Origin of the sequence: Pseudomonas sp. NUPR-001 (genome assembly GCF_052147955.1) — a bacterium.
GTDB lineage: Bacteria > Pseudomonadota > Gammaproteobacteria > Pseudomonadales > Pseudomonadaceae > Aquipseudomonas.
Map to the genome: position 1 here is coordinate 2,172,885 of NZ_CP197353.1, position 20,556 is coordinate 2,193,440.

Here is a 20,556-nt window from a genome sequence, read left to right on the forward strand (position 1 = left end):
GCCCGCTCCCACCGAGCCAGGTTTTCCGTTTCGCTATTTGAAAGCTGCATCAGGTTTGTTTCTGTGCCGCCAGTGCAGCCAATTCAGCCTCACGCTCGGCGATGGCGATTTCCAATTCAGGGGAGCGCTTGGCCCACTGTTCGGGCGGCAGTGGTTTGGACCACTCGATGATGGCGGGGTAGGTCAGGCTTGGAGGTGGGTTCAGTTTCCAGCGCTCAATAACGTCTATAAGTAGCGTGTTGAAAATGAAAATTCCGCAGAAACCTTCCCAAATAAGAGTGATGAACCAGCCCCTTAACTTTGCAGCCTTGACAAGGTCGTCCAGGTAGGTCGCCCATATACCTTTAGATCTGTCGAAGCGTGCAGTCAGATCTTCAACGGCGTCCGGTCCAACTTCCATGTAACTGCGGATGCACTCCCACAACGCCATGGCGGTGGTGCCGCCACCACAGTTGAAGCCCATTGAATAATGTTTGTGTTCGTCCTTGGCCTGCGGGTCGGGGTTCTCAAAGCCGATGACCAATAAGCCCATGGTATTTTTACCCGCTTGGCTTACCGACGAGTGTTGTGTCGCTGCGGCCGTCACGCTTTCCCACGGGACAATCCAGTACTCGCCATCCGCCTGAGGTACGCACACTTCGCGGCGTTGTCGATTGAAACGCACGGGTAGAGGGGTGTCGCGGAAAAGCCCCAATATAAACAAAAATACACCGGGGGCCATAATAATTGCACCCATTATCAAAGTAACTTGACTGTCGTCAGTATTGAAGTTTCGGGTGAAGTAAGCGATGGTTAAGAACAGCATTACCATCGGCCACATCACTAGCACTGCCGAACCGATGTTGTAATTGCTGATATCAAGAAATACCTCGTTCTTGCGCCAAATGATGTTAAGCACATCAGAAGGCTTTCTACCCGTAGGAATAGGCAACGGGGCCAAATAGTCATTACGCGAAAACAAACGTTTTTTCGTGGTACCTGCTGGTGGCGTACTCATGTGTTGTCCTTGGGTTGCAGGTAATGGGCACCGGGAAGGCCTGCGCCGAGCTCGAATTTCGGCATCTGGTCCAGTTCTGGAGTTGGGTCGTTGCGCAGGGCAACGACGCCTGCGTGGTCATTCAGGGTGAAGGCCACGCCCCGTTCACCACCGATAAAGGTTCCGGCGCCCAGCAGTGCGGTTAAGGGGTTGCGGTACCACAGACGCAGGGAGACGGTGCGCGGTTTTGATCCCAGGACACCCCATTCGGTGTTGAAGGGACCACTGAGGCGCAAGCCTTGGCCGTCTTTGGCCGGTATCCAGCTACAGGTGCTGCTGGGCAACCAGTGCGGTGTCATGTTCCGCCAAGGCCTGGCCTCTCGGTGTTCGCTGGGCGGGCGGTGTTTGGTCAAATAGTCGGAGAGCTGGCTATCCCATGGATCACCCATCAGGCTAAGTCGCAGGTAGGCGCTAGCGGGCTCGGCCCCAGGCAAGTCGATGGTCAGGGAGTCGATAGTGCTTTCGCCGCCCAACCCCAAGGGACTAGGGTAAAAGCCCATGTCCAAGTGGCTCTTCATGCTCACCCGGGGGGTATAGAGGATGTTGTACAGGTGGTTGAGTTCGGCTTGTTGGGCTTTGGCTGGAATAGGCCCCAGATTGCCTGCCCGCAGTTTTGACCAGCAACAGCCGCTGAGGAAATTCTGCGTCGGTGTTTGTTGAAACAACCAGGTGATCAGGTACAGCACGCCCAGCGCGACGATGATCCAGTTCAGCGGGCCCATGAACAGTGAATAGCGCATGATGGCAACTTCAACTTCCACTAAACCGGCTAAGGCTTTGCCCGTCTGCACTACTCCCAATAGTGCCTGAGCCCCATAGGCCGCTATCTGGCCCCCGACCACGGTCTGACGCATCTCTAGCCATGGGTCGACCCGAGTCTGGGCACTTTCTAGCTGACCTTTCAGGGACTGGAATTCTGCAAATGCTGCACGGGCGGATAATCCACCAATCACCCCACCAAACAGGGTCAGGGTGGGGGTCGGAGCTGAACGAAATAGGAAGCGATCTTTTCCAAGCCCCTTGCGCACCTGATTATCAATCACCGCCGTCAGCGCGGCAGCGGTATACAAAGTCGTGGAAACAGTGTCTTTAACACGCTGATCGTCCATCCCCTCCAAAGCCCCAGCCTGACTCAGGTAATTACTCGCATTCAGCGAATTCAGCAGCAAAACCAACAGTGGCACCACCCCACCGCTATTGGTCACAAAGGGGGAACCAGCAATCCGCTTCACGTGCCCGCCACCAATCGCTTTCCCGGTATCACGCGCCCAGCGGGTCAACCCTTCGGCGTTTTCCCCGAGCAACCGCCAGAGCCGTCGGCCACCCTCGGTCACTGACTGCAAACGCGTGCCGCTGCCCAGGCGCTCAACGATGAACACGCCGAGCCAGGCGCTGCTGAAGGCGTTGCCGTCTTTGAGCAACAGCAAGGCCGCCGCCAGGCGGTTGACCAACACGCTCCACGAATGGGGGGCGTGTTGGGCCATGTTTGCCAGGTCGTCCAGAATCAACTTGCCCAGTGGCGCCAGGACTTGGCGGGTGGCGTCGAGGTTTTCGGCGGCCAGCGCTGTCAGCAGTTCGCCCAGGCGTGTGGAGGTGTTGAGGGCGGCATCGAGCGAGGGCGTCCAGGCACGGAACAGGTGAGTGAGGGCACCACCATCGGCAGCACGCACGTAGTCGGCGTATTGTTCGGCGCCATGGGTGCGGATGCACTGGGCGGTCAGGCAGGCGGTGGCCAGTTGGGTCAGCCATTGGCGGTGGTCGCGGTCGTGGTAGTCGACAAACCAGGTGCCGTTGTTTGAGCGCTTGAGGAATACGCCCCGGTCACGATACAGGGCGGTATGGCGTTGTTCGACATGCTGGAAATGCGCGGGCGCGGTGGTATCAAGCCAGGTGTTCATCGCCTCGAGGTCGATGTATTCAGCGACCTTGTCGCTGAGGAAATCGTTATCGAGGTTTGCCTGTTTTTTCTCGCGGTATTGGCGCACCAGTTCTTGCGCGTCGTAGTACAGATCTGCCGGAATAAAGGCCCTCACCGGTGCAAGGATTGCGGCAATGCGCGCATCGCGGGCATCGGCTTCAGCCTGGGTGGGGTGACCACCGTAACGGCGCGCCTGGGTTTCCGCTTTAAGTTCAGCGTCCAGTTGGTGCTGGCGATCCCGGGCGTCGAGCATGACCTTGCCCTGTTCAGGCGTGAGGCTGAAGCCGCGGCCCCTGTAGCTGTAGTTGAGCGTACCCGCCAGTTCAGCACCGTCTTCGCTGACCAGGCTGCGCACAAACCCGCCGACGCTCAGGCGCAGGTTGTTGTCGCCGACCCACTGTTCGTGTCGCGCTTCCACCCACTCTTGCTCATGGTTGATATCACGCAGTACGCCGAGGTCGTCGTCCAGGCAGGCAAACACCGGGTACCAGCCTTTGGCCTGGGCCTGGGCGCTTTCCAGCCAGTCCCGGGTGCTTTGCCCCTGCCATGCTTCGGCACTCCACTGGCCCGGCGCCTCGTCACTGGCCTCGGGGTGTTGGTGGATGAAATTTTCCCGTTCACGGGCGCGGTGCATCGCCTTGGTGTAGGCATCGATAGTGGCGGTGGTGGGTTCTTTCATGACCGCCGCCCCCAGCGCGGCGGTGTCGTCATCACCGTTTTTGTAATCGGCCTTCAACGCGCGGGCGTAGGTGGTGGGGATCAGTTCGGCGATGACCTGATCGGCGCAGCTCAGCGGTGGGCAGTGCGGCGCCTGCAGCTCGTTGGCCACCGTGCGCAAGGCGATGCGGCGCATGTGCGTGTTGCGCAGGGCATTGCTGGTGCTTAACGCCTCGCACTGTTCCAGGGGCAGGGGGTATTCGCAGTAGAGCATCCAGGCGTCATGGACTTTTGCCAGGGCCAACCCCGCCAGGGTGCCTTCGATCAAGCGGGTGTCGTCTTCGTCCAGCGTTTGTTCGCTGAGCAAACCGTTCTGCCCGACGGCATAGCGCTTGAGCGGGCCCTGGTGTTGCCACAGGTAGAGAAAGCCGCTGCGCAAGCGGCGAGCCGCCAAGGGATGGCTGCGGGTGGTAACGCCGGGGGTGCAACTGGGGTGGGCTGCGGGTTCTTCGGCCAGGGCATAGCGCACCGGGACCACGAACAGGTCAGGTTTACTGGCAAGGCAGGGCGTGATGTAGCTGTTGATATCTTCGTGGGGCAGCGCTTTGGCGGCGCGGTCGGCCTGAGCCAATCGGTCGACCATTGCCAGTTTTTCTGCACTCATGCGATCAGTTCCTTCTCGGTGAGCAGTTGGCGTTGAAGCTCGGCACTTAGGTTGTCGAGACGTTGTGCAGGCAATACGCCTTTCTTGTCCAAGATCCGGCGGTAAACCGCGTGGTCTGCCGCGTTAGGGAATTCGTCGCCTAGCACGGCGCGAAGGTTGGCCCAACACGTGACTTGATCGACGGCGCTGTAGCCGTGGCGCTCAGCGCTGCACTGACAATCCAAAGCCCACTGCTGTTGTGCAGCGAGATCCAGGCCTTGCAGACGCTGGGGAACGTATTGCTGGCAATGCTCGATCAGTTGCTCGGTCAGGCGCTGGCGTTTGGCACCGTTCAAATGCGCCACCTGTTCGGGGGAAAGGAATAGCCAAGGCTTATCCCTGTACTGCGCGATGGGCTGCTCAGGGCTTTCCTGGCGAATGATCCCGCCGGGGTACAGCGACTCCGGCAATGAAATCAGGCGGATCGGCCCCATCAACCGATCCCGCTCCCGGGGTTCCAGGCCTGCCAGCCATAGGTGCGTGATTCGGGGGTCGTAGTAACGAAAGAACACGCTGACGTCACCCTCGACGCGGACGTGAACCAGGCTGCGCAGGTGCTGCATTAGCACTGACTCTTTCGCCTCGGACTCCAGCCAAATACCCGACGTCTCATTCCACTCCTGGGCAAAATGCAGTGCTAGCGGGCTGCCCGGAATAACCGGCACCAACACCGGGCTCACCGCCAGCAGCGCGCGGTACGCCGTGTGTTGATACAGCGATTGATACGGTGTACTGCCGGTAAGCGCCAGCAGGCGGCCCGGCAGGTTATCGATCAGGGCACCATCGAGCAGTAGATAAGCCTGATTCATGGGTTCGGCTCCGCCAATTTTTGACAGGCGGCACAGAAAGGGGCGGCTTGCTGAGCGGTTTGTATCAATGTCGCTTGTTGGTCAACCAGCGACAACGCAGGCGGCGCCTCGGTGGCTATCGGTGCAACTGGCAAAGCCTGCTCTACGGGAGTCCCCAAAATCGGCGCGCCACCCAGAACGATGGGTACGCTACTGAAAACACCCCCAGGCCCGATCACAATGTGCTGACCACCACCGTTCAAACTGATGCTGGCCCCGGCATCGAGCACCACCTGGGCTCCGGCCTTGAGGTGCACTTGCTGACCGGCATCGGTCACCAGCGTTTGCCCGACCTGGGAATGACTGCTGTTGGCGACGTGCAGGTAGTCGTTGGCTTGCAGCTCGACTTTACGGTCGCCGCTCACCCTGTGCTGCTCTTCAGCTTCGAGCATCACGATGCTGTTGCCCTTGATGGTTGCCCGCCGCTCGTTACCGACTTCCAGGCGGCTGTCGTTCTCGATCTTTTGCGCCATATCGCGCTGGGCCCGCAGGTAGATCAGCTCCTGACCGCTGCGGTCTTCGATCGACAGTTCGTTGTAGCCGCTGCTGTTGGGCGTGCTGCGGCTGCGCAACACGGTCTTGGTCTTGTTGGCGGGCAAAGGGTAGGGCGTTGGTGTGAGCTTGTTGGCAATGCAGCCGCTGATCAGCGGCTGGTCGGGGTCGCCCTCCAGATAGGTCACCAGCACTTCCATGCCGATGCGCGGCACCGTCACTGCGCCAAACCCCGGACCCGCCCAGTTGGAGGCCACCCGCAACCAGCAACTGCTTTTGTCGCTGTTCAGCTCGGCACGGTCCCAGTGGAACTCGACTTTCACCCGGCCGAATTCATCGCAGTAGATTTCTTCGCCCTCGGGGCCGGTGACGCGTGCGGTCTGGCTGACCAACACCGCTTCACGGGTGACCAGCGGCGGTCGGTAGAACACGTCCCAGGGAATGGTGCTGAAACTGTTGCGATAGCCTTGGCTGAAGCCGTCTTCGGTTTGCCCGCCGCTGTTGGCTGACTCCTCAAACACCTGCGGCTGCTTGCCTTCGTGGGTCACGCTGAGCAGCAGCCACAAGTTGTTGCAGGCTTTGCGCGGGTGTTCGATCAGGTCGAAAAAATGACCGCTGCGCAACTCGGGTTGATCGCTTGTTCCTTCGACCAGTTGGTAGTCGATCCGGTGCCGCTCCAAGGCTTGGCGGGCCAGCCGTTTGCTGTGCTCTTCAGTGTTGAAGGGTATGGGGTAGCGGTAGTCTTCAAGGACAGGGCTGAAGTCGGCGCTGGATTGGCTTTCCAGTAACCGGCTCGGGCGTTTAAGGTCATAGTCGCGGTGAGTGACGCGGCTGGTACGTGTGCTGAGGCGTTGGGAGAACCGGTTGACCACTGGGTGCTCGGCCACCCTGCCGCTGTCCTGCTGAAAAGGCGTCGCCCCGAGTTTGGGGAAGAAGGTCTGATGGTCGGTGAACACCAGTTGGTGGCCATCGCAGCTATGCTCGTGGTGCCAGGCAATGCCTTCTTCGCTGCATAGCCTCTGGATGAAGTCAAAGTCAGAGGCATCGTCATACTGCGTGCAGTATTCGCGTTCCGGGCTGGGGCTGACATGGAAGGTAAAAGCATCGGCCTGAATGCCATGCTCCTGGAGCACCTGGGTAATAATCTGCGGCACGCTCAGTTGCTGGAAAATCCGCTGGTTGTGGCTGAACTGCAGGTAATGCAGGGCCGGGACCAGGGTGAGGTGATAGCGGGTCAGGCGTGTGCCCGGCTCACTGATCTGGGCGTTTTCGATCTGGCCGTGGAGGCCTTCGCCGTTGCGGCCGAATTGCAGGAAGGCGGGTTGGCCGAGCAGGCTTTCGATAGCGAAGTTGGCGTATTCACTGACCAACTCCACCTGAATCGCGTACAGGGAACTGATGGTTTCAGTGCCGTGGAAGCCCAGGACCTTGAAGTCGTTGCGAACTGAAGGGATTTCTAGCGTAAAGTGCGCAGTGTTGGCAGGCATGTGTTTTTCCTTAAACGGGAAGAAAATCAACCCGGAAACACTACCTGGCTCTGCTGGGAGATGATGTCAGACGCTTCCGAAAATGCGTCGGCATTTATCGATGGTGGGGGCTACTGATTGGAGGCCTTGCCCGAGTGACCGTTGACCAAGAGGCCAGCGCGCCGCCACTGGGCAAGACTGTTGCTCTACCGTGTGAGTGTGGATTACAGGTCCAGCACCAGGCGTGCTGAACGTGCGCGCGACACGCAGAGCATGATGCTTTGCTGTGCGGCTTTTTCGTCATCGCTCAAGTACTGGTCGAAGTGCTCGGCTTCACCTTCCAGGATGGCGGTTTCGCAGGTGCCACACACACCTTCACGGCACAGGCACTCGACCTTGGCAGCCTTGGATTTCTCGATGGCCTGAAGAATGCTCATGCCTTCTTCTACCTGCAGCTCAATACCTGATTGCGCCAGTACCACGGTGAAGGCAGCACCGCTCACCGGTGCGGCGGCGAACTGTTCCCAATGCACGCGCTGCTCGGCAATACCGGCCTTGGCGGCCGTGGCGATCACGGCATCGATCAACGGCTTGGGCCCGCACACGTACAGGTGAGCATCGTCAGCCAGGTTGGCGCACAGGGCGCTCAGGTCAAGCTTGCGATCCAGGCTGTCGATGTAGAAGTGGGTGTTGTCGGCATGTGGGCCGCTGGCCAGTTGCTCCTGGAACGCACCGTGCTCCGGCGCGCGGAAGGCGTAGTGCAGTTCGTAGCCGGTGGCGCCGCCTTCGAGCTCGTGCAACTGGGCCAGGAACGGGGTGATGCCGATGCCGCCTGCGATCAACACATGGCGACCGGCAGTGGGGTCGAGGGCGAACAGGTTGTTGGGCGAGGAGATGGTCAAGCGGGTGCCAACCTGCACCTGCTGGTGCATGAACGCCGAACCGCCTTTGGACTGCTCTTCCAGGCGCACACCGATCTGGTAGCTGCGGGTGTCGCGCGGGTCGCTCATTAGCGAGTAAGCATTGCTGAGCTGGCTGCCATCAGCGCCCTGCATCTGTACGATGACATGGCTGCCGCCGGTGAAGGCGGGCATTGGCGCGCCGTCTTCGCGGGCCAGGGTGAAGCGCTTGATCAGCGGCGTAGCCTGTTCGACTGCGGTTACCTGGACGCTGAACATTTCATATTTGTTGGCCATGATTCACCTCGACTGCAAGGGCGCGCGGCAGGCCCTGCCGCGTCCCGAAACCCGTGTTCGCTCAAACGGCGAGGCACAGGTATTTGATTTCCAGATAATCTTCGATGCCGTATTTGGAGCCTTCACGGCCCAGGCCCGATTGCTTGATGCCACCGAACGGCGCGACCTCGTTGGAGATCAAGCCGGTGTTGACGCCGACCATGCCGTACTCCAGTTGCTCGGCGACCTTGAACACCCGGGCGATATCACGGCTGTAGAAGTAGGCGGCGAGGCCGTACTGGGTGGCGTTGGCCAGGGCGATGACTTCGGCGTCGCTGCTAAAGCGCACCAGCGCTGCCACCGGGCCGAAGATTTCCTCTTCCAGCAGTTCCATGCCCGGGCCGATATTGGCCAGCACGGTCGGCTCGAAGAAGTTGCCACCCAAGGCATGCGCCTGGCCGCCAAGGACCAGTTCGGCGCCTTTGCCGACGGCGTCGTCGATCAGGCTGCGCACCTTGGCCACTGCCTTGTCGCTGATCAGCGGACCGATCTGCGTGCCTTCGGCGCTGCCATGGCCGACGCCCAGTTGCTGCACACGCTCAATGAAGCGTTGGCTGAACTGGTCGTACACGCTGTCGTGGATGTAGAAGCGGTTAACGCACACGCAGGTCTGACCGGCGTTGCGGTACTTGGCGATCAGTGCGCCTTCGACTGCCGCCTCGATGTCGGCATCGTCAAAGACAATGAACGGCGCGTTGCCGCCCAGTTCCAGGCTGACTTTCTTGATGGTTTCAGCGCACTGGCCCATCAATAGGCGACCCACTGGCGTGGAACCGGTGAAGCTCAGCTTGCGGACCGAAGGGTGGCCCGTGAACTGCGCGCCAATTGCCGGTGCATCACCGGTTACTACGCTGAACACGCCGGCCGGTACGCCGGCACGTTCGGCCAGTTCAGCCAGGGCCAGGGCGCAGTAGGGCGTTTCGTTGGCGGGTTTGACCACGATGGTGCAGCCGGCGGCCAGGGCAGGGGCGACCTTGCGGGTAATCATCGCTGCCGGGAAGTTCCACGGCGTGATGGCGGCGCACACGCCGATGCCTTGCTTGATTACCAGCAGACGCTTGTCATTGGCCGGGCTTGGAATCACGTCGCCGTAGATGCGTTTGCCTTCTTCGGCGAACCACTCGACGAACGATGCGGCATAGCGAATTTCGCCCAGGGCTTCGTGCAGCGGTTTGCCCTGTTCGAAGGTCATCAGGCGTGCCAGGTCCTGCTCGTGTTCGAGCAGCAGTTCGAACCAGCGGCGTAGAATCTGCGCACGTTCTTTGGCGGTGCGCGCGCGCCAGTCGCCCAAGGCGGCTTCGGCCGCTTCGATGGCGCGGACCGCTTCGGCACCAGCCATCAGCGGCACGCTGCCGAGCACTTCACCGTTGGCCGGGTCGGTGACCGCCAGGCTGCGGCCATCATCGGCGTCGCACCAGCGTCCGGCGATGTACGCCTGCTGGCGGAACAGCTTATTGTCATTGAGTTTCACGCAAGGCACTCCGAAGGCCGCCGCAGGCTGTGAAGCCTGCGGCGCGGGTTATCAGTCGTTGAGGTGGGCGACGGCGATCAGGTTGTGGAAGTGGGCGATGCCGTGCTCGCTCATGCCGCTGCGCTCACGGTCAGCCATGATCCGGCCCTGGCCACGGTAACCGCGGGACTTGAGGCCCTTCTGCACGCTTTCGACCAGACGCAGGTCTTCAGGGCGGAACACTTCGCGGTACCAGTCGATCAGCTTCTGCTGCTCTTCGGTGATGTCCTTGTTGAGGAAGTAGATGTCGTAGTGCTGCAGGGTGGTTTCAGCGTCAACCGGGAACTCGTAGATCACGGTCATGAAGTTCGCTCCTGGCGGCACGTTGAACATGGTGCACGGCCAGGCCCAGAAACCGGCGAAGGAGGGGTCTTTGACGTCTTCGTCGAACTTGAACGACTGCTCCGATGGCTTGGCCAGACCGTACTGCAAGGTCCAGTTGCCGAACATGGTGTGGCTGTACTGGCCAACGTCGACCGAGTCGGAGAAACCAGGGTGAGCCGGAGCGCAGTGGTAGCACTCGAGGTAGTTGTCGACGATCGATTTCCAGTTGGCTGGCGTGTCGCTGACAAAACGCGCGGCCAGGTGCAAGTCGTCGATCACTGCGCAGGCTTCACGCATACGCTTTTGCAGACCTGGCAACTGGTCTTCTACCGAGCCTGCTTCCATGTCCATGTTGATGAAGATAAAGCCTGCGTACTCTTCGACGCGCAGTTGCACCAGCGACGAGTTCTCTTTGTCGAAGTTCACCACGTTGTCGCAGTTACGGGCGTGGGCCAGGTCGCCATCGAGCTTGAAGGTCCAGGCGTGGTAAGGGCAGGTAATGACGTTCTTGGCCTTGCCGTTGCCGCTGAGCAGCTGGTGACCACGGTGCGGGCACACGTTGTAGAAAGCGCGCAGCACGCTGTCGCGACCGCGCACAACGATGATGCTCTCGCCGATCACTTCGCGGGTGATGTAGGCGTTGTTTTCTGCCACTTCACTGCGGTGGCCGACGCAGATCCAGCTGCGCGCGAAGATGTTTTCTTTCTCGTGCTCGAACACTGCCGCTTGGGTGTAGAAGCTGGCAGGGATGGTGAACGCCTCTTCGGCGTTGGCGCAGAAATCGGCGGGCAGGCGTTTGAAGTCATTCATGATCAGGTCTCACAAGCTCGGTTTTTTAGTTATCAGTTAACGTGTATCTATCAGTTAACAAGCAAGGCAAAAAAATTTGTCTGGTGGGAGCGGGCTTGCCCCGCGATGCGTCATGGCTGACACACCGCGATCGCGGGGCAACCCCGCTCCTACAGCGGGTGTTTAGTGCACGGCAGCAGCGCTGCGTGGGGCCTGGTGTTGCGGCTCCTCACCGGCCATACGCGCCGCTTCTTCTTCAATGCGGTAGGCCGGTACCTGGCCGTAGTCCTGGATCATCCACTTGAAGAAGCCATAGATCTTCACCAGCAGGATCACCATGAACGGGATCGCGGTCAGCACCACAGCGGTTTTCATGGTCGACAACGAGGCCTTGGCAAACAGCATGGCCAGCGGCACCAGGGTCAGCACCACACACCAGAACAGGCGATGGGTTGGCGTCGGGTCGTCGCCTTCGCTGAGGTTACGGGTGCTGGTCGCGGCTACCGCATAGGCGGCAGCGTCCATGTGCGATGCACAGAAGATCGCCATGATGAACAGGTACACGCCAAGGAACACCTGGCCCCACGGCAAGGCAAGCAACAGGTGGGTCACGGCCGACTCACCGCCTTGTTCGCTGAGCATTTTCGGCACGTCCACGGCACCGCTGATGAACTGGTGCATGCTGTAGCTTTCCAGGGCGCCGAAGAAGAACCAGCAACCGAAGCTACCACCGAGCAGCAGGGCGAAGACCACTTCCTTGATCTGCCGGCCGCGCGATACGCGGGTCACGAACATCGCCACGCCTGGAGCGTAGGACACCCACCAGAGCCAGTAGAACACGGTCCAGTTACGGGTGAAGGCACCGTCGCCGGCCGGGTCGGTGAACAGGCTCATGTGCACGTAGTTCTGGATCATCAGACCCACGGCATTGGCGGTGTTGTTGATGGTGAACTGGGTCGGGCCGACCAGCAGCACCACCGCTGCAAACACCAGTGCGCCGATGCACACCATTTTGCTCAAGCGCTGCAGGCCGCCATCAATACCGATGTAGGAACTGAGCGAGAACATGATTGCCACCGCACCGATCACCATCAACTGCACGGTGAAAGTGTCCGGGGTGCCGGCCAGGTCATGCAGGCCGCGGGTCAGGGTCGAGGCGGTGAGGGCCAGCGATACGGTCAGGGCACCCATCATGGTCAGCAGGAAGATCAGGTCGACGGTACGGCCGACAGGGCCAGTGGCCTTGAAGCCGGTAACCGCTTCAACGATCGAGGCCAGGTTCAGGCCGCTTTTCTTGCGGACATGGAAGTGATACGCCATCGCCAGCGACGCCAGGGCGTAGATCGACCAGGCACTGACGCCCCAGTGGAAGAACGAGTAGCTGATACTGTACTCAAGCGCCTTGGGCGTCGCCGCGGCGATGTTCAGGCCAGGGGTCTGGTAGTAGTAAGCCCATTCCATCACCCCCCAGTACAGGGTCGAGGACCCCATGCCGGCGCAGATGAACATGAACACCCAGGTCGCCGTGGCGTACTCGGGTTTACCACTGCCAAGGCGGATGTTGCCGTATTTGCTGAAGGCCAGGTACAGCACAGCCAGGGAACTACCGAACACCAGCACTTGAACGCTGGTGCCAAAGGTGCGGGTAGACAATTCGAACAACTGGTTAGCGGCGCTTTCAGCTTCGCTAGGGAATACAGCAAGGCCTATTACAGTGAGCAGCACGGCAATCAAACTCACAGCAATCAGGAACACATCAATCTTTTTATTTTTGTGCGACATCATCGTCTCCTGGACGTTGGCGTACTTATCTATACCCGGCAGGCGTTCCGGGGTGTTGCGGTGTAGCTCCTTCCTTGGTTTGTTAACTTAGGGTTAACGTGAATCTTTTGGTTAACAGATTCTGCATTCAATCGTTGCCGCTCGCAAGAGGGAAGGGGCCGGTTTGTCAGACAATTCTGATAATCGGCCCCCACTCATCACGCTTCGATCAATGCAGTGATCGCCTGACCCACTTCCTGGGTCGACTTGCTGCCACCCATGTCGCGGGTGGTGTTGCCGCTGGCAATGACTTGCTCAATGGCCTTGAGAATGTCGTCATGCGCGGCGCGATAGCGCGGGTCACTGCCGTCATTGCCGAGGAATTCGAGCATCAGCGCACCGGACCAGATCATCGCGATCGGGTTGGCGATGTTCTTGCCGAAGATGTCCGGGGCCGAGCCGTGCACCGGTTCGAACAGCGACGGGAACTTGCGCTCGGGGTTGAGGTTGGCCGATGGCGCGATGCCGATGGTGCCAGCGCAGGCCGGGCCGAGGTCGGAGAGGATGTCGCCGAACAGGTTCGACGCCACCACCACATCGAAGCGCTCCGGCTGCAGCACGAAGCGGGCGCAGAGAATATCAATGTGCTGCTTGTCCCAGCTGATTTCCGGATAATTGGCAGCCATGGCGGCGGTGCGCTCGTCCCAGTACGGCATGCTCACGGCCATGCCGTTGGACTTGGTGGCCGAGGTTACGTGCTTGCGCTCGCGGGTTTGCGCCACATCGAAGGCGTACTTGAGGATGCGATCGACACCACGGCGGGTGAACACCGACTCCTGCAGGACGAACTCGTTTTCGGTGCCTTCGAACATGCGTCCGCCCAGCGACGAGTACTCGCCTTCGGTGTTCTCGCGGATCACCACGAAGTCGATATCACCGGGCTCGCGACCGGCCAATGGGCACGGCACGCCGGGGAACAGGCGCACCGGGCGGATGTTTACATACTGGTCGAAGTCGCGGCGGAACTTGAGCAGCGAGCCCCACAGGGAGATGTGGTCCGGGACCTTGTCTGGCCAACCGACGGCACCAAAGTACAAGGCGTCGAAGCCCTTGAGCTGCTCGAACCAGTCGTCTGGCATCATCTTGCCGTGGGCCAGGTAGTAGTCGCAGCTGGCCCATTCGAAGAATTCAAAGCTGATATCCAGGCCATGCTTGCGGGCAGCGGCCTCGACCACGCGGATACCTTCAGGAAGTACTTCGATGCCGATGCCGTCGCCAGGGATCGCAGCGATTTTGAATGTCTTGCTCATGAGGGGCGCACTCGTTGTCTAGGGAACAGGTGCGGCTCATGCTATAAGGGCTTGATTCAGAGATAATCTCGCCATTCATAGATTCTTAGTGCACAAAACGTGAATAATCTACCGAGCCTCGACGACCTCAATATTTTCTTGCAAGTGGCCAAGCGTGCCAGCTTCGCCGCCGTGGCCGACGAACTGGGCATGTCGGCGGCGTTCATCAGCAAGCGCATTCGTGTGCTTGAACAAACGCTGGAGGTGCGCTTGCTGCACCGCACCACCCGGCGGGTGACGGTGAGCGAGGAGGGCGAGCGGGTCTACCAGTGGGCGCAGCAGATTTTCGATGCTGTGCAGCGTATGGGCGATGACATCAGCTCGCAGCACCGCGAACCAGCCGGGCAACTGCGGATTGCCAGCAGCCTGGGCCTGGGGCGGCGGTTCGTGGCGCCAGCCTTGTCGGAGCTGGCCGAGCGTTATCCGCGCCTGGACATTCGCCTGGATGTGCATGATCGGTTGGTCGACCTGATCGAAGAAGGCGTGGACCTGGATATCCGCGTAGGCAACGTGATTGCCCCTAACCTGATTGCCAAGCCGTTGGCCCGCAACCGCCGGGTGCTGTGCGCCTCACCGGCGTACCTGGCGCGGCGTGGTACGCCGAAAGTGCTGGCTGAGCTGGCCAGTCATGATTGCCTGGTGATCAAAGAGCGCGACCACCCCTTTGGGATCTGGCAACTGGAAGGGCCCACGGGTGAAGAGAGTGTGCGCGTCACTGGCAGCCTGTCGAGCAACCATGGTGAAGTGGCACACCAATGGTGCCTGGATGGGCGCGGGATATTGCTGCGCTCATGGTGGGATGTGCATGACAGCCTGGCCGATGGACGCCTGGTGCAGGTGTTGGCCGACTACCATCAACCGGCGGATATCTGGGCGGTGTACACCTCGCCGCTGGCCAGTTCGGCCAAGGTGCGGGTGGCGGTGGAGTTCTTCCGTCAATATTTTGCCGAGCGCTACACCCTGCCCGCTCCTACAAACCGCGCCTCCGGTGGGAGCAGCTTGCCCCGCGATCGCGGTTAGTCAGGCACATCGCCTCGCGGGGCAAGCCCGCTCCTACAAACCGCGCCTCCGGTGGGAGCGGGCTTGCCCCGCGATCGCGGTTAGTCAGGCACATCGCTTCGCGGGTCAAGCCCGCGCCTACGGCGAGATCTTTAGCCAGGGCCAACGGGACTGGTAACTTTTGGCTTTTTGCTCAAACAGATCCGGCTGCGGGTTTTTCGGGTTGATGCGCAACAGTCCGTGTTCAATGTCTTCCAGGCCATACGGCGCATACACCTCGCCACTGGCAACATCCAACCCGATACAGGTACCGGCAATCAGGTAACGATCAACGCCATCCCTGGCCGAAAGCAACTGCGGATAAGGCCGACCAAAACGCGCTGTGTACCAAAGGTGCACGCGCGCCTGGTTCTTGACCTCGATATTCACCTCAAGGTCTTGAAACAGCTTTTGCGCCGCCTGAATCACCTCGTTCTCGGCTTCCCAGGACAAGTCATTGTCGAAGTAAAAAACGTCGTAATCCTTGATGCCCCACGCCGTGGGCAATTGCGCCTGATGGTTCCACACTGCCTGAAACAGGCAGCCCGCAGTGAGCAGGCACTGGTCCACGCCCAACGCTGGCAGACGTGCAGTAAGCTCGGCGTTTATCGGGTTGCTCATGGCAATGCTGAGCAGGCCTTCGGCGGTCAGTGTCATGCAGGGTTTCCTTGACTGCCAGTCAGCGCGGCGTGGGTCTTGAGTTCCTCTTCGATGAAGGCCTCGATCATCGCCCGGTACACCCGTTCAACTACCTGCGGATTGGCGCCGGTTTGCACGGCGATACCCCGCACCTTGGCGATCACCTGCTCGACCCGGGCCGGGGCGCGGACATCGGCGCTGCTGCGCTTGAAGGAGGCGGCCTGGTTCACCAGATGACCACGACGGGCCAGCAAGACGACCAGGTCGCGGTCGATGCAGTCGATGTGCTGGCGCACCTCGTCAATGGATTTGCACTGTACGTCCATGTGAAACCTCTCCTGAGTGTGTGGGGCAATGCAGCCGCCATGCTACCCGGATCAACCCTTCAACGCTGCTTCAATCCCGGCAATATCGATCTTGCCCATCTCCATCATCGCTTCGAACGCGCGCTTGGCCGCAGCTTTGTCAGGATGGGTGATAGCCGCCGTCAGTGCCCGTGGTGTGATCTGCCAGGACAGGCCCCACTTGTCCTTGCACCAACCACAGACACTTTCTTCGCCACCGTTGCCGACGATGGCATTCCATAAGCGATCGGTTTCGGCTTGATCATCGGTCGCGACCTGAAAGGAGAAGGCTTCGCTGTGTTTGAACACTGGCCCGCCGTTCAGGCCCAGGCAGGGAATGCCCATGACCGTGAACTCTACGGTCAATACATCGCCTTGCTTGCCTGAAGGGTAGTCGCCAGGGGCAGGGTGCACCGCCACCACGGCGCTGTCCGGGAAGGTTTGAGCGTAAAAAGTTGCCGCGTCCAGGGCGTCACCCTCGAACCACAGGCAAATGGTGTTCTTGCTGGTCATGGTCAGTCTCCGCAGTCGGGACGGGGACTGTCAGTGTAGTCGCTGGCAAATGGGCCTCCTTGCCCGTGTTCAGCTTCAGGCAATCAGCTCGACTTTACCGGTAGCCAGACGATAGACACCGCCGACTATTTTCAGGGTGCCTTTGCCCAGCGCATCGGTGATCAGCGGCGTAGCGCCTTTAAGGCGCTGCACCGAGTCTTTGACGCTTTGAGCCGTGGCGTTTGCCAGCAGATCGCCGGGTTGGTTGACCACCTTTTCGATAGAGGGTTTGAGCGCCTCGGTCAGTTTCGGGATGTGCCCGGGGAATACGGTGTGATCTTTCAACGCTTTGATCCCGGCATCGACAGCGCCACAGCTCTCATGGCCCAGCACTAGAATCAACGGCGCGCCGAGCACTGCCACGGCGTATTCCAGGCTGGCCAGGCCTTCGTCGGTGACAAAATTGCCGGCCACGCGGATGGCGAAAAGATCACCGCGTGCCGTGTCGAAGGCATACTCCGGCGCGATCCGTGAGTCGGAGCAACTGAGCACCGCGACGAACGGGTTCTGCCCGGAGACCAAGGCTTCGCGCTCATCCTTGAAATCGTGGGTGTCTGAGTTGCCGCTTACGTAGCGCTCATTACCAGCAAGCAAACGCTGCAACGCCTGGTCGGGGTTGATCGCGTTCTGGGGTTTAGGGGGCGTTGAGGTTTTCTCCGCAGCCAAGGCAAGCCGGTCAGGCAGCGCGCCGGCCAGCAGCAAGGCGCTGGTGCCAATCCCTGCGATACGAAGAAATCCACGACGGTCGGTTGTATTGGATGAGGAAGTTGAATCGCATGATTTACACATGATGGTGTGTACTCAGGTCAACTCGGTGGGAGTAACTACTGTTGGGAACCCGGTGCGTTGATGCGCTCGCCGCACCGGGACCCTGAAGTTTAGTAGAGCGCTGCCACTATGTTTTTTGTGCCGCGCTGACGGGCTGATCACCTGCTTGGGCCGACGTTTTTGCCGAAGCCGGTTTCAACCGTGAAACCCCGAACAGCACCAAGGCCAGGCCGATCATCTGGTAGACCGATACCTCCTCACTGAGCAAGGCCCAGGATGCCAGCACCGTGAGTACCGGCCCCAGATTACCGATCGCCGCGGTGTGGGTGGCGCCCATGCGTTGAATCGCCAAGGCCACCCAATAGATCGGCAACACGGTCGAAAACACAGCCATCAGCGCGGCATACAGCCAGACTGATCCCGGCAACTGCGCAACCCGGGTGAAATCGGCGACCAGCACATAGTGCGTCAGCACCATCAGCGAAGAAGCACCGCCTGCCAACCCTGCCAGGCGCATCGAGCTCATACGCTTGAGCATGACCCCGGTGCCTGAGTAATACAGGGCGTAGGTGACCGCACTGGCGAACACCCAGGCAGCGCCGAGCACCACCTGCCCACCCAGCCCGGCGACACTGACGTCGTGCACAAAGGCGATGCCCAGGCCCAAATAGCACAAGCCCATCGCCAACAGGGTGCGCGGGGTAGGGCGCTCACGCAGTGCAATGGCCTGGAACACCAGCACCAGTGTGGGGTAGGTAAACAGAATCAGGCGTTCCAGCCCGGCGCTGATGTACTGCAGCCCATAGAAATCGAACAGGCTCGCCAAGTAATAGCCGAACAACCCCAAGAGCATTACTCGCAGGCCATCGCCGAGGCTCAGTGGCGCACTTTTCGGGTCGCGGCTGGCCCATACCAGCCAGGCAAACAGCGGCAGCGCCAAGCCCATGCGCATCGCCAGCAGGGTAATCGCATCGACCTGGCTGGCCGCATACGACAACTTGACGAAAATCGCCTTGAAGCTGAAACCCAACGCCGACAACACCGCAAACAGGCTGCCGTTGTGCACGCAGCGCTGGAGCAACCCACGTAATGTATTCATCAGCAGCTCAATAGAGGGGAATAGACTGGCGTTATTCTAAAGTGAAGGCAGTTGGCGCAGAATCGCATTTATCAGAACGAAGCCTTCGCCAAAAGAGAAGCCCTGTGCACTTTGATCTCGCCGATTTGCGCCTGCTGGTTGCGATCTCCACCTCCGGCAGCCTGAGCAAGGCCGCTGCCAGCATTCCGGTCGCGGTCTCCGCCGCCAGCACCCGCCTGCGCCTGTTCGAGGAGCGCTGCGGTTTTGCAGTATTCACCCGCAAAGCCGACGGCATGCAACTGACGCCGGCCGGCCGCCTGGTGCTGGAAGCGGCGAGCAGCGTGCTGGGCGAGGCACAGAAGCTCAACGACACCCTCAAAGAGCTGACCGGTCGGCGCCGTATTACTTTGCGCCTGGCCGCCACCACCGTCACCACCAGCAGCCTGTTGCCCGCCGTGCTGGGCGCGTTCCTGGCCGATTACCCGGAAGTGGATTTGCAACTGACCGAGTACAGAAGCGCAGACGTCATGCGTGCAGTGCTCACGGGTGAATGCGAAATCGGTGTGTATGACGGCAGCGTCATCAGCGATGGGGTGTTGTCGTTGCCATTTCGCAGCGAACGCCTGGTGATGCTGGTGCCCACCGGTCACCCGCTGGCGGAACGCGAACACACGCAGCTGCGTGACGCCTTGGGCTATCCCTTCATCGGCATGCCGGCCGAGCGGGCCATGCAGCGTTTTGTCGAAGAGCGGGCGATGAAACTGGCGATGCCGTTGCAGATACGCGTGCGCGCCCCCAGCTTCGAAGCCATCGCCCAACTGGTTGCCCAGCGTGCCGGCATCGCCATGCTGCCGCAAACCACGGCGCTGCGTATGGAACAGGAGCTACCGGTACGCATGGTATTGCTCGAAGAGCGCTGGGCAACGCTTGAGCTGCGCCTGTGCATCAAGGGCTGGGAGTCGCTGAGTACGCATGGTCGTCAGTTGGTGAGCTTCTTGTCGGATGAGCAACAGCGGCCGACCTGACACAACCTGCGGCTATTGCTTCAAATAGGCCGTTGGCACCGTCTGAACTCGCCGCGTTGTTTCTTGTTCAAGGGAAAGTCCTTTTTCATGGAATGTCAGTGTGTTGATTTCACCAGCGGGTCAGACGTTCGTTAGCGACGAACGCCTTGATGTGCTGGACAAAGCGCTCATGAAACTTCGACATTTTTTTCTGTGGCGGCAACAACATGGCGAAGTCCATTTCAATGGCCGGTTCAAAGCGTCTGAAGACAATACCCTGTCCCTGATACTCCCGGGCGCTGATGACATCCACCAGGGCTACCCCAGTCCCTTGCTCGACAAACTTGCACATCGCCGTGGACAGCTGGGTTTCCACATTCAACTGACGCTCTACCGCGTGCGCGGCAAAGATGGCATCGATGTGTTGCCGAGACGCCACCGTTTGCGGGAACGAGATGAACGCCTCGCCTTCCAGGTCTTCCGGAACGATCACCTCCTTGGCCGCCAGGCGATGCGCAACCGGCAGTGCGCAGAGCAGATACGAGGTAATGAGCTTCTCACCCCAAGGGCTGGCGTAGGCGTTGGGTTGGGCGATGAAGCCTATGTCGCAGCGTTCGCCGACGATGGCGTCGACGACTTCTCGCGACGACTGCACCACCAGGCTGACCTGCGCCTGTTCATGGGTCTGCAAAAAGGCATTGATCGCGCGTGGCATGAACGACAACCCCAATGCCGGAACGCAGGCAATCTGCAATGAGCCTCGGGTGAGGTTGGCGATCTCTCGCGCGGTGCGTGCGATGCGCTCGACACCGAGCAACGAGCGCTGGACTTCCTCATACAGCACCAGGGCTTCTGCGGTGGGTTGCAAGCGGCCCTTGGTGCGTTCGAACAGCGCAAAGCCGATGTTTTCTTCCAGCGACAGGATCAGCCGCGTGGCGGCAGGCTGCGAGATATGCAGCATTTCGGCGGCGCGCGTCACGGTCTGGCCGAGCATCACCGCACGAAAGGCTTCCAGCTGACGAAGGTTCACTCAAGGACTCCATAA

General features: G+C 60.2%; 17 protein-coding genes. 2 read left to right on the top strand and 15 right to left on the bottom strand.

Going from position 1 to position 20,556, the window contains the following annotated elements; translation table 11 throughout:
* Positions 1 to 49: 49 nt before the first annotated feature.
* The 9 genes from ACP6KB_RS09910 to ACP6KB_RS09950 all read right to left on the bottom strand — a co-directional run bounded on the left by ACP6KB_RS09910 (position 50) and on the right by ACP6KB_RS09950 (position 14,049).
* Positions 50 to 997, bottom strand: a complete 948-nt coding sequence (locus ACP6KB_RS09910) for a hypothetical protein (RefSeq protein WP_442113546.1) — start codon at positions 995 to 997, stop codon at positions 50 to 52.
* Positions 994 to 4,275 (bottom strand): toxin VasX, encoded by a 3,282-nt coding sequence (locus ACP6KB_RS09915; protein ID WP_442113547.1) that lies wholly within the window; start codon positions 4,273 to 4,275, stop codon positions 994 to 996. The genes ACP6KB_RS09910 and ACP6KB_RS09915 overlap by 4 nt, the downstream gene beginning before the upstream one ends.
* Complete coding sequence (locus ACP6KB_RS09920; protein ID WP_442113548.1) at positions 4,272 to 5,123, bottom strand: DUF4123 domain-containing protein; 852 nt, start codon at positions 5,121 to 5,123, stop codon at positions 4,272 to 4,274. The genes ACP6KB_RS09915 and ACP6KB_RS09920 overlap by 4 nt, the downstream gene beginning before the upstream one ends.
* A complete protein-coding gene (locus ACP6KB_RS09925; RefSeq protein WP_442113549.1) occupies positions 5,120 to 7,141 on the bottom strand; it encodes a type VI secretion system Vgr family protein in 2,022 nt (673 codons plus the stop codon). Before ACP6KB_RS09925 ends, ACP6KB_RS09920 begins: the two co-directional genes overlap by 4 nt.
* A 203-nt stretch (positions 7,142 to 7,344) precedes the next feature.
* Positions 7,345 to 8,316 (bottom strand): PDR/VanB family oxidoreductase, encoded by a 972-nt coding sequence (locus tag ACP6KB_RS09930; RefSeq protein WP_442113550.1) that lies wholly within the window; start codon positions 8,314 to 8,316, stop codon positions 7,345 to 7,347.
* 61 nt (positions 8,317 to 8,377) lie between these two features.
* Positions 8,378 to 9,826: an NAD-dependent succinate-semialdehyde dehydrogenase gene (locus ACP6KB_RS09935; RefSeq protein ID WP_442113551.1), complete on the bottom strand. Its 1,449-nt coding sequence runs from the start codon at positions 9,824 to 9,826 to the stop codon at positions 8,378 to 8,380.
* 51 nt (positions 9,827 to 9,877) lie between these two features.
* The gene (locus ACP6KB_RS09940; protein ID WP_442113552.1) at positions 9,878 to 10,999 is read right to left on the bottom strand and encodes an aromatic ring-hydroxylating oxygenase subunit alpha; all 1,122 of its coding nucleotides are present in this window, start codon (positions 10,997 to 10,999) and stop codon (positions 9,878 to 9,880) included.
* A 162-nt stretch (positions 11,000 to 11,161) separates the two neighbouring features.
* On the bottom strand, positions 11,162 to 12,760 hold the full coding sequence (locus tag ACP6KB_RS09945) for a BCCT family transporter (protein WP_442113553.1): 1,599 nt from the start codon (positions 12,758 to 12,760) through the stop codon (positions 11,162 to 11,164).
* 197 nt (positions 12,761 to 12,957) lie between these two features.
* Positions 12,958 to 14,049 carry a tartrate dehydrogenase gene (locus ACP6KB_RS09950; RefSeq protein ID WP_442113554.1) on the bottom strand — a complete coding sequence of 364 codons (1,092 nt, stop codon included), beginning with the start codon at positions 14,047 to 14,049 and terminating at the stop codon, positions 12,958 to 12,960.
* A gap of 99 nt (positions 14,050 to 14,148) precedes the next feature.
* Here ACP6KB_RS09950 and ACP6KB_RS09955 point away from each other — a divergent pair, with 99 nt between their 5' ends.
* On the top strand, positions 14,149 to 15,108 hold the full coding sequence (locus tag ACP6KB_RS09955) for a LysR substrate-binding domain-containing protein (protein ID WP_442113555.1): 960 nt from the start codon (positions 14,149 to 14,151) through the stop codon (positions 15,106 to 15,108).
* Positions 15,109 to 15,225: 117 nt separating this feature from the next.
* Here ACP6KB_RS09955 and ACP6KB_RS09960 read toward each other — a convergent pair whose 3' ends face one another.
* From ACP6KB_RS09960 to ACP6KB_RS09980, 5 genes are all read right to left on the bottom strand, one after another.
* Complete coding sequence (locus ACP6KB_RS09960; RefSeq protein ID WP_442113556.1) at positions 15,226 to 15,783, bottom strand: nucleotidyltransferase family protein; 558 nt, start codon at positions 15,781 to 15,783, stop codon at positions 15,226 to 15,228.
* Entirely contained in the window at positions 15,780 to 16,091 is a 312-nt protein-coding gene (locus tag ACP6KB_RS09965; RefSeq protein ID WP_442113557.1) for a chorismate mutase, read from the bottom strand. The genes ACP6KB_RS09960 and ACP6KB_RS09965 overlap by 4 nt, the downstream gene beginning before the upstream one ends.
* Positions 16,092 to 16,142: 51 nt before the next feature.
* Positions 16,143 to 16,622 carry a VOC family protein gene (locus ACP6KB_RS09970; RefSeq protein WP_442113558.1) on the bottom strand — a complete coding sequence of 160 codons (480 nt, stop codon included), beginning with the start codon at positions 16,620 to 16,622 and terminating at the stop codon, positions 16,143 to 16,145.
* A 75-nt stretch (positions 16,623 to 16,697) separates the two neighbouring features.
* Positions 16,698 to 17,450, bottom strand: coding sequence for a carbonic anhydrase (locus ACP6KB_RS09975; protein ID WP_442113559.1), 753 nt, complete (start codon positions 17,448 to 17,450; stop codon positions 16,698 to 16,700).
* 106 nt (positions 17,451 to 17,556) lie between these two features.
* Entirely contained in the window at positions 17,557 to 18,528 is a 972-nt protein-coding gene (locus ACP6KB_RS09980) for a DMT family transporter (protein WP_442113560.1), read from the bottom strand.
* Positions 18,529 to 18,632: 104 nt separating this feature from the next.
* On the opposite strand from ACP6KB_RS09980, the gene ACP6KB_RS09985 reads away from it, so the two are divergent.
* The gene (locus tag ACP6KB_RS09985) at positions 18,633 to 19,532 is read left to right on the top strand and encodes a LysR substrate-binding domain-containing protein (RefSeq protein WP_442113561.1); all 900 of its coding nucleotides are present in this window, start codon (positions 18,633 to 18,635) and stop codon (positions 19,530 to 19,532) included.
* Between the two features lie 109 nt (positions 19,533 to 19,641).
* On the opposite strand, the gene ACP6KB_RS09990 is transcribed toward ACP6KB_RS09985, so the two are convergent.
* On the bottom strand, positions 19,642 to 20,541 hold the full coding sequence (locus tag ACP6KB_RS09990; RefSeq protein ID WP_442113562.1) for a LysR substrate-binding domain-containing protein: 900 nt from the start codon (positions 20,539 to 20,541) through the stop codon (positions 19,642 to 19,644).
* Between the last annotated feature and the right edge of the window lie 15 nt (positions 20,542 to 20,556).